At 49.5% G+C, this 14,584-nt stretch carries 9 protein-coding genes; 3 read left to right on the top strand and 6 right to left on the bottom strand.

Features of this window, described 5'->3' with window-relative positions:
- Nucleotides 1-126 precede the first annotated feature (126 nt).
- From katG to MTO69_RS05410, 4 genes are all read right to left on the bottom strand, one after another.
- The gene (katG, locus tag MTO69_RS05425; protein ID WP_248331832.1) at nt 127-2,295 is read right to left on the bottom strand and encodes a catalase/peroxidase HPI; all 2,169 of its coding nucleotides are present in this window, start codon (nt 2,293-2,295) and stop codon (nt 127-129) included.
- Nucleotides 2,296-2,457: 162 nt separating this feature from the next.
- On the bottom strand, nt 2,458-2,949 hold the full coding sequence (locus tag MTO69_RS05420; RefSeq protein WP_248331830.1) for a porin family protein: 492 nt from the start codon (nt 2,947-2,949) through the stop codon (nt 2,458-2,460).
- A 103-nt stretch (nt 2,950-3,052) separates the two neighbouring features.
- Nucleotides 3,053-6,982, bottom strand: coding sequence for an ATP-dependent RNA helicase HrpA (gene hrpA / locus MTO69_RS05415; protein WP_432715645.1), 3,930 nt, complete (start codon nt 6,980-6,982; stop codon nt 3,053-3,055).
- A 108-nt stretch (nt 6,983-7,090) separates the two neighbouring features.
- Entirely contained in the window at nt 7,091-8,410 is a 1,320-nt protein-coding gene (locus tag MTO69_RS05410; RefSeq protein WP_248331828.1) for a MipA/OmpV family protein, read from the bottom strand.
- A gap of 118 nt (nt 8,411-8,528) precedes the next feature.
- Here MTO69_RS05410 and MTO69_RS05405 point away from each other — a divergent pair, with 118 nt between their 5' ends.
- The 3 genes from MTO69_RS05405 (at nt 8,529) to MTO69_RS05395 (ending at nt 11,320) form a co-directional block, all read left to right on the top strand.
- On the top strand, nt 8,529-8,885 hold the full coding sequence (locus MTO69_RS05405) for a hypothetical protein (RefSeq protein WP_248331826.1): 357 nt from the start codon (nt 8,529-8,531) through the stop codon (nt 8,883-8,885).
- A gap of 3 nt (nt 8,886-8,888) precedes the next feature.
- Nucleotides 8,889-10,784, top strand: coding sequence for an alkaline phosphatase D family protein (locus MTO69_RS05400; RefSeq protein ID WP_248331824.1), 1,896 nt, complete (start codon nt 8,889-8,891; stop codon nt 10,782-10,784).
- A gap of 77 nt (nt 10,785-10,861) precedes the next feature.
- Nucleotides 10,862-11,320 (top strand): TerB family tellurite resistance protein, encoded by a 459-nt coding sequence (locus MTO69_RS05395; protein ID WP_248331822.1) that lies wholly within the window; start codon nt 10,862-10,864, stop codon nt 11,318-11,320.
- Here MTO69_RS05395 and MTO69_RS05390 read toward each other — a convergent pair.
- Nucleotides 11,317-12,708, bottom strand: coding sequence for a sigma-54-dependent transcriptional regulator (locus tag MTO69_RS05390; RefSeq protein ID WP_248331820.1), 1,392 nt, complete (start codon nt 12,706-12,708; stop codon nt 11,317-11,319). The two genes, MTO69_RS05395 and MTO69_RS05390, sit on opposite strands and share 4 nt — an antisense overlap.
- A complete protein-coding gene (locus MTO69_RS05385; protein ID WP_248331818.1) occupies nt 12,698-14,533 on the bottom strand; it encodes a sensor histidine kinase in 1,836 nt (611 codons plus the stop codon). Before MTO69_RS05385 ends, MTO69_RS05390 begins: the two co-directional genes overlap by 11 nt.
- Nucleotides 14,534-14,584: the final 51 nt, after the last annotated feature.

The following is a 14,584-nucleotide window of genomic DNA, read 5'->3' as shown; positions in this document are numbered from 1 at the left end:
TAGCGCTTCCTTACCTGACGTTGATAACACCAACATACACACACCACCGCGATTAAACAAACGCCAGAAAAGAAAAAGGCCATTACTATGAATGGCCTAGACAGAATCAAGTGGATGTCACTGTGATTAGATATCGAATCGGTCGGCGTTCATCACCTTGCTCCAAGCCGCAACAAAATCAGCGATGAATTTGTCTTGATTGTCATCTTGCGCATACACTTCTGCGTAAGCGCGGAGAATCGAGTTGGAACCAAAAACGAGATCCACGCGCGTCGCCGTCCATTTGGTTTCGCCGCTGATTCGATCGTTAATGTGGTACAGGTTGCGACCTTTCGGCTCCCAGCTGTAGGCCATATCGGTCAAGTTAACAAAAAAGTCGTTGCTCAATACGCCGACTTTATCGGTGAACACACCATGAGCTTCACCGCCGTGGTTGGCCCCTAGCACACGCAAACCACCGACCAGCACCGTCATTTCTGGCGCAGTTAGACCGAGTAACTGAGCGCGATCCAGCAACATCTCTTCTGGTGATACCGCGTAGTGTTGTTTTTGCCAGTTTCTAAAGCCATCAGCGACCGGCTCTAGCACATCAAACGACTCGGCATCTGTCATCTCTGCAGTTGCGTCTCCTCGTCCAGCGACAAAGGGCACCGAGACTTGAGAGCCCGCAGCACCAATGGCTTTTTCTAGGCCGACATTACCTGCTAGCACTATGGTATCGGCAACGCTGATGTCAAACTGGTCAGCAATCGGCTCTAACACCGCCAGCACTCGCTGCAAGCGCTCAGGCTCATTACCTTGCCATTGATTTTGCGGGGCCAGACGAATCCGCGCCCCGTTAGCGCCGCCTCGGTTATCTGAGCCACGGAACGTGCGAGCACTGTCCCAAGCGGTGCTGACTAGTTCACCGACCGATAAATCGGTTGCCGCTATCGCGGCTTTCACTGCATCCACATCATAATCAGCTCGTCCTGCTGGAACCGGATCCTGCCAAATCAAATCTTCTTGAGGGACATCAGGACCAAAGTAACGTGATTTCGGGCCGAGGTCACGGTGGGTCAGCTTGAACCATGCACGGGCAAAAACCTGATCAAAGTAAGCCGGGTCATTTTTAAAGCGTTCAGAAATCTTGCGATACTCTGGGTCCATTTTCAGCGCCATGTCGGCATCGGTCATCATTGGCTTGACGCGAATAGACGCATCTTCGACGTCAACCGGCATATCTTGCTCTGCAATATCGACCGGCTCCCACTGCCACGCGCCCGCGGGACTTTTGGTCAATTGCCACTCGTATTTGAACAACAGATCAAAGTAACCGTCGTCCCACTGCGTTGGGTTAGTGGTCCACGCCCCTTCGATGCCGCTCGTGACAGCGTCACGACCAATGCCGCGAGTTTTGTGGTTGTTCCAGCCCAATCCTTGTTCTTCAATATCCGCGGCCTCAGGCTCAGGGCCCAAGTTTGCCGCGTCACCATTACCATGGGCTTTACCCACTGTGTGGCCGCCGGCGGTCAATGCGACAGTTTCTTCATCGTTCATTGCCATGCGCGCAAAGGTCACACGCATATCTTGCGCGGTTTTTAGCGGATCAGGGTTGCCGTCGACCCCTTCAGGATTCACGTAAATCAGCCCCATCATTACAGCAGCTAACGGGTTTTCTAAATCACGCTCTCCCGAATAACGGCTGTGTTCACCACCACTTGGCGCTAGCCATTCTTGCTCTGAGCCCCAGTAGGTATCTTTTTCAGGATGCCAAATATCTTCTCGGCCAAAAGCAAAGCCAAAGGTTTTAAAGCCCATCGACTCATAAGCCATGTTACCGGCAAGGATCATCAAGTCTGCCCAACTGACTTTGTTGCCGTATTTGCGCTTAACTGGCCACAGCAGACGACGTGCTTTGTCTAAGTTGCCGTTATCTGGCCATGAGTTTAGCGGGGCAAAGCGCAGGTTACCGGTTGCCGCACCACCACGACCGTCCGCAATACGGTAGCTACCGGCGGAGTGCCACGCCATTCGAATCATTAAGCCGCCGTAGTGACCCCAATCTGCCGGCCACCAAGCCTGACTGTCGGTCATTAAATCTTTCAAATCTTGCTTTAGCGCTTCAACATCTAGTTTTTCGAGTTCTTTGCGATAGTTAAAGTCGGCGCCAAGAGGGTTGGTTTTACTGTCGTGTTGATGGAGGATGTCTAGATTCAGTGCATTGGGCCACCAAGCGACATTTGAGTTACTTGATTGTGTCATCGCACCGTGCATCACTGGGCACTGCCCCGCAGAGGATTTATTGTCTGACATTGTCTTATCCTTGTTGATTATTGACCTGATTCACGCAGTTAAGGATAGACAAGGAAGTCAGTAAGCACACGATGATTGCCTCTATTTCATTGATTGGTAAAACCAATGAAAAAGCCAGAGCGTTATGCTCTGGCTTGACATCAATCAGTTTCTAGTGCGCGATTATAGGAAGTGGAATGTCGCGTTAAGAGAGAAGTTTTTCACGTCCTCGTCTTTCAAAGAGAAAACGTTGTAGCTCGCACCGACGGATACTGGTCCCATGAAAAAGTACTCAGCACCGACACCGTACATCATATTGATTTCATCTTCTTTGAAGCTGTTGCCTTTGAGCTCATAAGAGTGAACACCGCCCTTCGCGTAGATATGAAGAGGGCCAAAATCAATACTTGGCTTAGCCGCAAAATAGATGCCTGAACCTTGCAACTTGCCTGTGTATGTACCGTACGTCACATTATCAAAGTCACCGAAGTTCTGATAACCCGCTTCAAGACCGATGAGCGGCAGGATGCCAGTCCCGACATGAACGTTGTATGACGTTGCAGATTCATTGCCTAGATCAGCTTGACCTACACTCGCGCTGCCGTAGATCCATGAGTCTGCAGAAGCAGTAGCGGATGCGCCAATCAGAGCTAGCGCTAGTAGTGTCTTTTTCATAATAAACCTTCTCTAGTTATAAGCTGCAGAGGTGTTGGCTGGCAAACCTCTGCCGTGTTAATCAAAATTCCGAACCGTATAAGTATTTATGCAATTAGCATACCTAGCAAGCATCGATCGCCATTTTTATTCGTTTATCGGAAACGGGGTAAGGCGTACCCAGTTGCTGAGCGAAATAACTGACACGCAGCTCTTCGATCATCCAGCGCACTTCTTTAACCTTGTCCGGTACCTCTACCCCTTTAGGAATCTTGTTCAGCAACTCTTTGTAGTCGTTGCTCACCGCCTCGATTTTTAACATATGCAAGCGGTCCTTGTTGGGGTCAATCGGCAGCTTTTCCATTCGACGCTCAATCGCTTTCATATAGCGTAGGATATCGGGCAAGCGCTTCCAACCACACTCAGTGGCAAAACCTTTAAAAATTAAACCTTCGATTTGGGCCTTGATGTCAGACAAAGCAAACGCCATAGTGAAATCAATTTTGCCCTTAAGCTTTTTATTGATGTTAAATGCGGTGGTCAAAATGGTTTCCACTTGCTTAGCAATCTCAACCACCGTATCGCCTAGCTCAGCGCGAACATACTCTTTAAGCTGTTCAAACTCTTCTGGTTGCCAAACTAACCCGCCTTTTTGCTCAATCAGCTTGTCCACCCCACAGGCAATACAATCATCAATAAGATCAAGCACCTTGCCATACGGGTTGAAATAGAGCCCTAGCTTGGATTTGTTCGGTAAATTCGAATGTAAGTATTTGATTGGTGACGGCACATTGAGCAAAATCAGCCGGCGCTGGCCCGCTTTCATCGCCTGCACTTGCTCTTGCTCAGTCTCGTACAGTTTAATTTCAACGCTGTCTTTACTATCCACAATCGCTGGATACGCCTTGACATCATAGCCACCACGTTTTTGCTGGTAGACTTTAGGCAGCTCGCCAAAGCTCCAGGTGTGCAAGCCTTGTTGTTCGATGTCATCGTCAGCCACCTTAGACAAGGTCTCCTGGACTTTGTCTTTGAGACTCTCTTTTAGCTCGTGTAAATCACGATGCTCTTTCAACTTGCGGTTGCGATGATCGACGGTGCGGAAGGTGACTTTTAGATGGTCAGGAACTTGGTCATAGTTCCAATCTTCACGTAGCACTTCGACCCCTGTCATTCTGCGCAGCTCTTTTTCGAGTGCATCAAGCAGCGGTGACTCCATTGGGGTCACTCGGGCTAAGAAAGCATCAGCGTAGTTGGGTGCAGGGACAAAGTTCTTGCGAATCGTTTTAGGCAGGGACTTAATCAGACTGACTACCAACTCATGACGCAAGCCCGGAATTTGCCAATCAAATCCTGCTGGCTCAACCTGGTTGAGAATAGGCAGCGGTAGATGTACGGTGACACCATCGCTGTCTTCGCCGGGTTCGAACTGGTAACTGAGCTTGAGTTTAAGCCCATTTTGATGCCAGAAGTTAGGGTAATCCAGGTCAGTGACATGACTGGCATCGCCCTTAAACAGCATCTCTTTTTCAAAGTTGAGCAGTTCAGGGTTGGCTTTCGCCGCCGTCTTCCACCAAGTATCAAAGTGACGTCCTGACACCACATCGGTGCCGACGCGCTGGTCATAAAAGTCAAACAGCTCATCATCATCGACCAAAATATCGCGGCGACGAGACTTGTGTTCCAGCTCTTCAACCTCTTGCAGCAGCTTGCGGTTTTGTTTGAAAAATGCGTGTTTGGTTTCCCATTCACCCTCAACCAGTGCGCTGCGAATGAACAGCTCTCGGCTAACAACAGGATCGATGTTGCCATAGTTAACCAGGCGCTTAGGCACAATCGGAATGCCGTACAGCATCACTTTTTCATGCGCCATCACCGCTGCGCGCTTTTTCGACCAATGAGGCTCGCTGTAGCTGCGCTTAATCAGATGTTTGGCCAAAGGCTCAATCCATTCGGGCTGGATTTTGGCAATAATGCGTCCCCAAAGCTTGGACGTTTCGACCAACTCAGCGGACATGATCCACTTGGGTTGCTTCTTAAACAGACCAGAGGCTGGAAAGATGTGGAAACGAGCGTTTCGCGCACCTTGATACTCGTTTTTCTCTTGGTCTTTCATACCGATGTGTGACAGCAAGCCGACCAAAATCGCGCTGTGGACACCTTGGTAGCTAGCTGGCTCATCATTGAGCTTAAAGCTCATTTCGCGCATCGCCTGATGAACTTGGAAGTACACATCTTGCCACTCACGCACACGCAAGTAGTTAAGATAGTCCTGCTTACACTGCTTGCGGAACTGATTCCCCGACAGCTGCTTTTGCTGTTTTTGGATGTAGTCCCACAAGTTTACAAAGGTGAGGAAGTCTGACTCTTCATGGAAGAATCGGCGGTGTTTATCATCAGATGACTGCTGTTTATCACTCGGACGCTCGCGCGGATCTTGAATCGATAGTGCCGAGGCAATGATCATCAGCTCTTTGAGCGCGCCATACTTAGGCGCCTCAAGCACCATGCGCGCAAGACGAGGGTCAATTGGCAGTTTCGCCAATTGACGCCCTGTTGCGGTGAGACGTTTTCTTGGATCTTTGGCTTTCTCGTTGATCGCCCCAAGCTCTTCAAGAAGACGCACACCATCTTGGATGTTGCGCTTATCCGGCGCCTCGACAAACGGAAACGCTTCAATATCACCCAAACCCAGCGCAGTCATCTGCAATATGACTGACGCCAAGTTGGTGCGCAATATTTCAGGGTCGGTGAACTCTGGGCGAGCGTTGAAATCGTCCTCAGAATAGAGTCGAATACAGATCCCCTCTTCTACACGACCACAGCGACCTTTACGCTGGTTAGCGCTAGCTTGAGAGATAGGCTCTATCGGTAGACGCTGCACCTTAGTACGATAACTGTAACGACTGATGCGCGCGGTACCCGGATCGATGACGTATTTGATCCCAGGTACCGTCAACGAGGTTTCCGCCACGTTGGTGGCGAGAACGATGCGCCGCCCTGCATGTGGCTGAAAGATTTTGTTCTGTTCACCCGCCGACAAACGCGCGTAAAGCGGAACGATTTCCGTGCTTTTCAAATTGCGTTTGGCTAGTGCATCAGCGGTATCGCGAATTTCCCTCTCGCCGTTCATAAAGATCAGGATATCGCCCAAGCCTTCATCGCACAGCTCATCAACCGCCTCAAAAATCCCTTCTAGCTGATCGCGATCGCCATCTTCATCACCGCTAAGAGGGCGATAGCGAGTCTCAACCGGGTAGGTTCGACCTGAAACCTCGATAATAGGCGCATCGTTAAAATGTTTAGAGAAGCGCTCAGGGTCTATGGTTGCCGAGGTAATGATGACTTTAAGATCAGGGCGTTTAGGCAGTAGCTCTTTAAGGTAGCCGAGAATAAAATCAATATTCAGACTGCGTTCGTGAGCCTCATCGATAATGATGGTGTCGTATTGATTGAGGAAACGGTCGTGCTGGATTTCGGCCAACAAGATACCGTCTGTCATCAACTTAATCTGAGTGTTTTCCGAGATTTGATCATTGAAACGAACCTTGTAGCCGACAAACTCACCCAGTTTGCTTTCCATCTCTTCGGCAATACGATTAGCCACCGAGCGCGCAGCAAGACGACGCGGTTGAGTATGACCAATTAAGCCAAACTGACCGCGGCCAAGCTCGGCACAGATTTTCGGCAACTGGGTGGTTTTCCCCGAACCCGTTTCGCCCGCCACGATCACCACTTGGTTTTGTTCAATCGCGTCGGCAATATCCTGTTTCTTTTGACTAACAGGCAGAAGCTCGGGGTAATCAATCTTGACCGATACCGCAGCGCGCTGCTCGGCTTCCATCATCGATTTAGCAATGTCGAGGGCAATCTCGTCAAATACGGCGTGTCGCGCGGCTTCTTTTTTGATTTTATTTGCCCCGGAAATACGCTTACTTAAACGGAATCTGTCTTTTAACATGCACTGCTGAAGTGCTTTGCGTAACGATGCCGCCGTGTTTGCCTGAACTTGATTGTCAGGAGCGGCAGCATTTTGTGGCTGTGACGAAGTCAAAGCATTACCTATTCTTTTCTATCGATAAAACTGCGTGGATTGTAACACAGGTGAAAGCAAAAACGCCCACCTAGCAATGCTGGTGGGCGTCTGTATTACGGCAGGCGGTCAAAAATCGATCTGCACATAGAGGGTATTATAATTACTGCCCCCTTTGATTCGGCCAAATTGCGAGGCTTTTTCAAATATTGCGCTACGGTGATGAAGCGAATAGCCAAACCAAACATGGTTATAGTCTGGTTGGTTGAATAGGTCCCCCACATTGACGTCAACGGAAAAATCGAGGTAGTTGAGTAACTTACTCGGTTCATAGCCTTTTCGTTTCATCTCTTCGTACTCAATGTAGGTGAGGCTATCAATGTAGGAGAGCCCTTCAGCGACACCAAACCGCCACTGTATCGGCCATTCAAAGGTGTAATAGGCCTTAATCGCTGCGACATATTCCGTGGAGACTGACTGGACCGATGATGACCAATGATGAACCAGTCCTGGCGTTAAATAGATATCCAGCGGGAGGCCAAACAGCTCATCGGTTAACGGGTGACCATAAAACACCGAAGTCAACTGATTGTTATACGGATCTTTCTCGCGATTAAAACTGAATATCTCACCAATGTTTGACGACGTCGCCCAACCATGCGCCACGCGCAAATAGCGCGGATTACTCAATGCGGTTTTCGGTGCTTTAGTTTTGTCATTGAAAAAACCAAAGCCTAAGAACAACTCGCCTTCAAATCGATCGTTGACGATCGTCGAGCGATAAGCACTGTTGTCTAAACGGGTCACACTGGTGGCACCGAGGAGATACAAATTGGAGTAGACATGATAACGAGCGTTCACTCCCACACTCATATCGACACCCGCATCAATACTCTCACCTGTGTAAGATTTAAACGCGTAATACTCACTGTTAAAGTCTGCGCCCTTAAACCTGATGGTTGCATGGGGCTCAATCTGCCAATCACCCCATTGATAGTCGGCAGAGGCCGTCAAGTTAGCGTGAAAGCGAAACTCATCATCACTCATCAGTTCCCCTGCGAGTGTCCACGTCTCGTCGAGTCGATAGCGAAGTTGAGCGCCAAAGTCGACCGTGTCACCTTGATAAGTGTTTTGCGCAGAAGCGGGAATATCGACAAAACGTAGTCGCATTAAGGCATTCAGTTGCCATCTATCTTGTTGATACAGATAGGCACCACCTTGCATACCATCAATAAACACATGTTCATTGTCAAAGAACATCATCGGCACAAAAGTGCCTACGGTTTGGTCATTATTGTTGGATGTGTATGGAATCGTTGCGGTGCGAAAAGCTGCAGCGATTCCCCAATTCTGCTCGGCGATCACTTCGGTTTGTTGTGCATAAGTGATGGGAGCAAATAAGCCACTGACCACGATCGAAAATATCGATAGTGAAGATTTATGTATCATTTTCTATCCAAAAGTAACGCAACAACTCAAAAACTCACCAACTAATAGTCTTTATACTTAGGTTTCTGCGCCATTGGTCGTTAAAATAAGAAGATATGATCCCTCAAATCGAACGATTGTGAAAGCATCTGAATTAAAAAAAAGACTCGACGCATTGCCAAATGATTGTGATCCGGACATAGTGACCGGAGAGAGCTGGCTACCCGAACGTCTATTGGAGACTAACCTGGACGGTGAACTGCTGTTTTTGAGCTTCGATACTGCTCCTGAAGAGACTCAGGGTGAAGAGGAAGGACGCGGTTTCGTCGAACATGAAGTGGCGATGATTCGTCACCGTTTCGAACAGATTTTGTCCGACAGCTCTGATGACAAGACCAAAGCAGATGCGATGTTAGCGCTATTCCTAATGGGGCATGAACGTTCCAGTTCTGAAGTGGTCGAAATTCTGGAAGATCCTGAGGAGCTGCAAGAGTAACCCATGCCAGACTGCCCGCCTTTTTTGATAGCCGGCCCCATATTACGCAAAGCCGCTAGCGATGAGTTAGTGTTTTGGTTAGTGACCAACGAACCACTTGAGGGGGAGTTTACGCTCACCCGTGAACAGCAAGTTCTATTTCGCCATCCACTGGATAATATTGAGCCAATACGAGTCGGTGCACAATGCTTTGTGACTTTGGCTCAATTTAAAGGCGAGTTTCCACTCGATTGCGTGCTCAGTTATCAGTTCATCACGCAACATGGCCCACTGACTGAGCGCTATCCTCATCTTTTGTACCCCGGCGAGTCGGAGCTTTGTTTTACCATCTCAAGCAAAGCTGACTATGTTATGCATGGCTCCTGTCGTAACCCGCACTACCCCAGCGAAGACGCCTTAGTTCGTACCGATGAAAAGATGGCAACGTTGAGCGTGGAGGAGCGTCCTGATTTACTGATGATGAGCGGCGACCAAATTTACGCCGACCATGTAGCAGGGCCCATGCTGGACGCCATTATTCAAACGGTCGCGTTACTCGGGTTGCCTAACGAGCGTTTTGAACAGGCACCTGTGCCAGATGCACACGCATTGTACGCCCACGCTGATTGCTATTATGGCCGTGACCGCCTGCTTCCTCATGACTATGATGATGGCCATTGGCTGACCAAGCTGTTTCCAAAACGAAATGCACCAATTTTTACCTCGACCGACGCAGACAATCACTTAGTCACCTTTAGCGAGTTCTTTGCCATGTATCTGCTGGTTTGGTCGCCGACACTGTGGTCAAAGCTAAACCCCACGCGATTGCGTGACCAAGATTTTGTGCACGCTGAGCAGCGCTTAATACCCGAAATGCAACAGCGTTGGCACAACGAACAGCAGGTCATCACTCAGTTTGTCGCCGGTCTTGATAAGGTACAGCGACTCTTTGCCCATATTCCGACTTATATGATCTTTGATGACCACGATATTACGGATGACTGGAACCTGACGATTGGCTGGGAGATGGCCGCATATGGCGACCCGTTTGCCAAGCGAATCATCGGCAACGGTTTGGCCGCCTATTGGTTGTGCCAAGGTTGGGGCAACGAGCCTGATAATTTTTCACCACAGTTCATTCAATACGCCAAAGATTTCTTGGCGTCACCCGAAAGTGATGCCCACGACCACTTCATTGATCATCTATACCGTTTCGAGCAGTGGCACTACACCATAGACCGCGCGCCCAAAGTCGTGGTGCTCGATACCCGAACTCGACGCTGGCGCTCTGAGTCACGGATGAACAAACCCTCCGGATTGATGGATTGGGAAGCGATGGTGGAGTTGCAACAAGCGCTGCTGCATCAAGATAAAGTCATTATTGTCTCGGCCGCACCTATGTTCGGCGTCAAGTTTATTGAAACGTTGCAACGAATCGTAACCGCGCTCGGCAAGCCTTTGATGGTGGATGCCGAAAACTGGATGGCACATCGTGGTAGCGCCAACACCTTGCTGAGTATCTTCACCCACACCAAAACACCGACCAACTTCGTGATTCTGTCAGGCGATGTACACTACTCATTCGCCTACGATATTAAGCTGAGGTTTCGACGCAACAGCCCCAACATTTACCAAGTCACTTGCAGCGGATTAAAAAGTCAGTTCCCCGAGCCATTACTCGGCTTCTGTGACCACGCCGACCGACTGCTCTATTCACCGCGCTCGCCGCTCAACTGGTTTACCAAACGAAAGCGGCTAAAAGTTAAAAAGCGCGACCCGAACACACCAGGACGCCGTAGATTAGTCAATAGCAGCGCCATTGGTGAACTCAAACTCGACGATCAAGGTAAACCCGCACGCATTGCTATTTTGACCGGTGATGGACGCGAGTGGGAATTTCTGCCGATAAAAGAAAAGTAAGATTTTTGTCAATTGGGTTGTGATCATTGTCGCTGGCCACTATCTATAAACTATCAATACCGACAAAGGCGCAGGCTATGCTCAATTCGATCACCAAACTGTTTAAACAGCTACTAGAAGGCGAAGATTTAGGCCAGCACACACACGCCGACCCTGACTTGGCCATCGCATGCTTACTGTGTGAGGTTGCGGGCGCAGATCACCAAGTGGAGCAGCAAGAGCGGCAGGCGAAACTGCACTTGCTTGAAACACTACTCAAGTTAGACAGTAGCCAAGCTGAAACGCTGTTAGAGCGAGCGCAACGCGCCACCCAAGAGTCTGCCTCGCTATACGATTTCACCTCGCAATTAAGAACGCTCACTTCAGAAGCGCGCTACCAGTTAATCGAAGCCATGTGGCAAGTGGCCAATGCCGACGGAAATATCGACCCTCTCGAAGATGCGGTAATTCGTAAAAGTGCCGAGCTTCTTTACGTTGATCACAGTGAATTTATCCGCGCCAAGCTTTCGGCGACGGAAAACAAACCCAACCGCTAATCATCCCCCGCGATGAACTCACGGCGAATAATCTGGTACTGGTTCATCTTGTTGTTTAGGGTACGGCGAGGTAGCCCTAACTCCTCCAATACCGCTTGCACATTACCTTTATGACGCTGTAAAGACTGGGTAATCAATTGGCGCTCAAAACGTTGCACCCGTTCATTCAAGGTAGAAGTTTTGTCACTCGCCAACGCCTGCGAATCCTGACCGACAATAGTTCCAAGTACATCCCCAGCACCGATCCCAAGCACGTAGCGCTCAGCGGCATTCTTTAATTGTCGAACATTGCCGGGCCATTCATATTCCAATAACATCGCCAACTCTTGTTCGTTCAGCTCGCGAACGTCACGTTGGTATTGAAGCGCCGCTTTACGAGCAAAAAACTCAAACAGCAGTGGGATATCCTCTCTACGCTCACAAAGCGCCGGCAACGCCAGTTCAATCACATTAAAGCGATAATAAAGATCTTCGCGAAAATCGCCTTGTTGTGATGCTTGCTGTAAGTCTTGTTTTGTCGCCGCAATCACCCATAAATCGAGCTCGATCTCTCGATTCGACCCGACTCGCTCTAAGCGCCGCTCTTGCAACACGCGCAACAGTTTTATTTGAAAGCTGAGTGGCATACTTTCAATTTCATCGAGGAACAGCGTACCTTTATTGGCGTGCTCTATTTTTCCGATTCGCTGTTTATCTGCGCCAGTAAAGGCGCCTTTTTCGTGGCCGAACAGCTCACTTTCGATCAGATTCTCTGGAATGGCACCGCAGTTCACCGCGACAAACGGATGTTGGCTGCGCTGGCTAAAGTCGTGTAGACAGCGTGCCACCAGCTCTTTGCCTGTTCCCGTCGCACCATATATCACGGTATCGACCGGGGTTTGCCCAAGCTGAACTATCTGCTGGCGAAGCTGCTCCATCACCGGGGATTGGCCGATAATTCGGCTCTCAATACTTGACTTCTGGCTCAGCAAACGCTGCAAATTACGATTTTCCAATACCAAACGGCGTTTCTCTGCTGCGCGTTCGATTCTATCGATCAGTAGCTCCGGCTCAACCGGCTTCTCGATGAAGTCATAAACGCCTCGCCTCATCGCCTCGACGGCCATTTTGACATCGCCGTGAGCGGTCACGAGTAATACTGGAATGTCTGCATCAATCCGCTGCACCTCCTGTGCAAACGTCATCCCATCCATTTGTGGCATTCGGATGTCCGACACCACCACACAAGACGAGTTGGCGCGAATTTGGGCCAAAGCACTCGGGCCATCAGAATAGTCTTCGACCTCAAAGCCGGCCAAGCTCAACCATTGTTTGGTTGCTTTGCGAATCGCACTCTCGTCATCAACCAACACCACCTTTAATGGTTCGGCTTTGTGGTTATCCATCATGACTCTCCTTGGTGTTGGCTAGATTGAGGTTGAGGGTAAATGTCACCCCGTGGGTTGAGTTCGGTGTCATGCTCAGTTTGCCGCCGAACTCTTCGACAATCCCCGCCGAAACGGACAGACCTAAGCCGACCCCTTGGCCAGAAGGTTTGGTGGTAAAGAATGAGTCAAACAACTTTGATTCAAATTGTGGGTCGACCCCACAACCGTTGTCTGAGACGGTTATGATCGCTCTTTCCTGCTCGCGGTAGGCGCTCAAGGTAATCACACCTAAGCGGTCGACGCTCGGGGACTCAATCGCATCAATAGCATTACTCAATAAATTGACGAACACTTGCTCAAGCTTTATATCGTTGGCAAGCACCACTAATTCATCGTCACATCGCTCAGTGTTAACGCGGATCTCGCATTTATCGAGCCTTGGGTGGACCACTTGCAGTGCGTGACTGATCGCTTGTGACACATTGACAGGTTTTAGCTCACCGACCGGCTTGCTGGCAAAGGTTTTCAGTCGCGTGATGATGGATGTCACTCGGCGTAGTAAGTCATCAATCTCATCTAGATTGTCGCGCACCAACGGCAGCTCTCCTCTTGCTAGCAGTAATTTACTGCTGGCAAGAAACGTCTGCACAGCTTGCAGAGGTTGACTTATCTCATGCACCAACTCAGCCGATAGCTGGCCCAAAGCCCCCATTTTTTCAGCCTGTACCAACTCTTCATTGGTTTGACGCAAAGCATGAGTGGTTCGGATCCGCTCTTCAATCTCTTGCTTGAGCTTGGAGTTACTTTGACGCAGCGCGTTGGTTCGCTGCGCCACTCGCCACTCTAGTTGTTGCTGATGCTTAAAACGGCTAAAGGCAAAACACAACACCAGAGCCAACAGAGCGGTACTAAGTAGCGAAATAATGATGAGGTTTAATCTGCTCTGATTGAGCCCCTTAAGATCACTTAAGTAAAACAGGGTCCACCCGAGTTGCGGTATCACCCGCTGATGGAGTAGATAGGTTTGCGTCTCCGCAGTAGAAGCTGAATCACTCCGTTGCAGTTCTATAATGCGTGAGCCTTGCTCGGTCGTCGAAAGCTCCCTTAAACCAAGCGAGTCAATCGGGTAATCACTGTACTTCTGCGCGGCCTTTATTTGTTCAACAACGCCCGATGATAAAGGGGAAATACTGCGATAGCGCCATTGTGGGTGACTGGCGAGAAAAATCACGCCATCACCATCGGCCACCCAGACTCGTTCCCCGCCTGAGTTCCAGCTCGCCTCAAGTTCTGACATGTTGATTTTGGCGACGGCCGCACCAACTATCTCGCCCCCGATTTTAACTGGGTAAGAGAGAAATAGCCCAGGCTCCCCCGTTGTCACCCCAATCGCAAAAAATCGACCGCTATTTCCGTCCATCGCTTGACGAAAATAGGGGCGAAAATGGTAGTCATGGCCAACAAAACTGCTCGAGCTCTGCCAGTTACTGCTCGCCACGACCACGCCATGACGATTCATCAAATACAGCGCATTGGCCGCAGATTTGTTTTGCCAACGATTTAACTTATGGTTGACCAACACTAGGCTCTCTAGGTCGCCTGGATCAGTCAGAATCTGCGCGACATGTTGGTCATGAGCGACGATAAAAGGCAAGTAGTGAAACCGCTTATATTCTGCAGCGAGGGTCGAGGCGTAGAGGTTAAGTCTCTCTTCTCCCACCTGATTGAGATCACTTAGCACCTGTTGCTCACTAGTGCGAACCAACCCGGTCGCTATTACAGCACCCAAAGCAATAGCAATCAGCCAAATCCATACATAGATAGGTTTAGTGCCGGATTGTGACATTCCTTGTCTCCATAGTTTGGGTAAGTGGGCTGAATAGGCAAAAATTGCACC

This window comes from Vibrio sinaloensis (genome assembly GCF_023195835.1).
Taxonomy (GTDB): Bacteria; Pseudomonadota; Gammaproteobacteria; order Enterobacterales; family Vibrionaceae; genus Vibrio; species Vibrio sinaloensis_C.
Note: the sequence above shows the minus strand (reverse complement) of the source record. Positions and strands in the feature narration are given on the sequence as shown.

What these genes read in the sequence shown, in the direction of transcription:
- MTO69_RS05420 (WP_248331830.1), bottom strand. Translation starts at nt 2,949, where the DNA reads ATGAAAAAGACACTACTAGCGCTAGCTCTGATTGGCGCATCCGCTACT.
- MTO69_RS05390 (WP_248331820.1), bottom strand. Translation starts at nt 12,708, where the DNA reads ATGATGGATAACCACAAAGCCGAACCATTAAAGGTGGTGTTGGTTGAT.
- MTO69_RS05410 (WP_248331828.1), bottom strand. Translation starts at nt 8,410, where the DNA reads ATGATACATAAATCTTCACTATCGATATTTTCGATCGTGGTCAGTGGC.
- katG (WP_248331832.1), bottom strand. Translation starts at nt 2,295, where the DNA reads ATGTCAGACAATAAATCCTCTGCGGGGCAGTGCCCAGTGATGCACGGT.
- MTO69_RS05385 (WP_248331818.1), bottom strand. Translation starts at nt 14,533, where the DNA reads ATGTCACAATCCGGCACTAAACCTATCTATGTATGGATTTGGCTGATT.
- MTO69_RS05395 (WP_248331822.1), top strand. Translation starts at nt 10,862, where the DNA reads ATGCTCAATTCGATCACCAAACTGTTTAAACAGCTACTAGAAGGCGAA.
- MTO69_RS05400 (WP_248331824.1), top strand. Translation starts at nt 8,889, where the DNA reads ATGCCAGACTGCCCGCCTTTTTTGATAGCCGGCCCCATATTACGCAAA.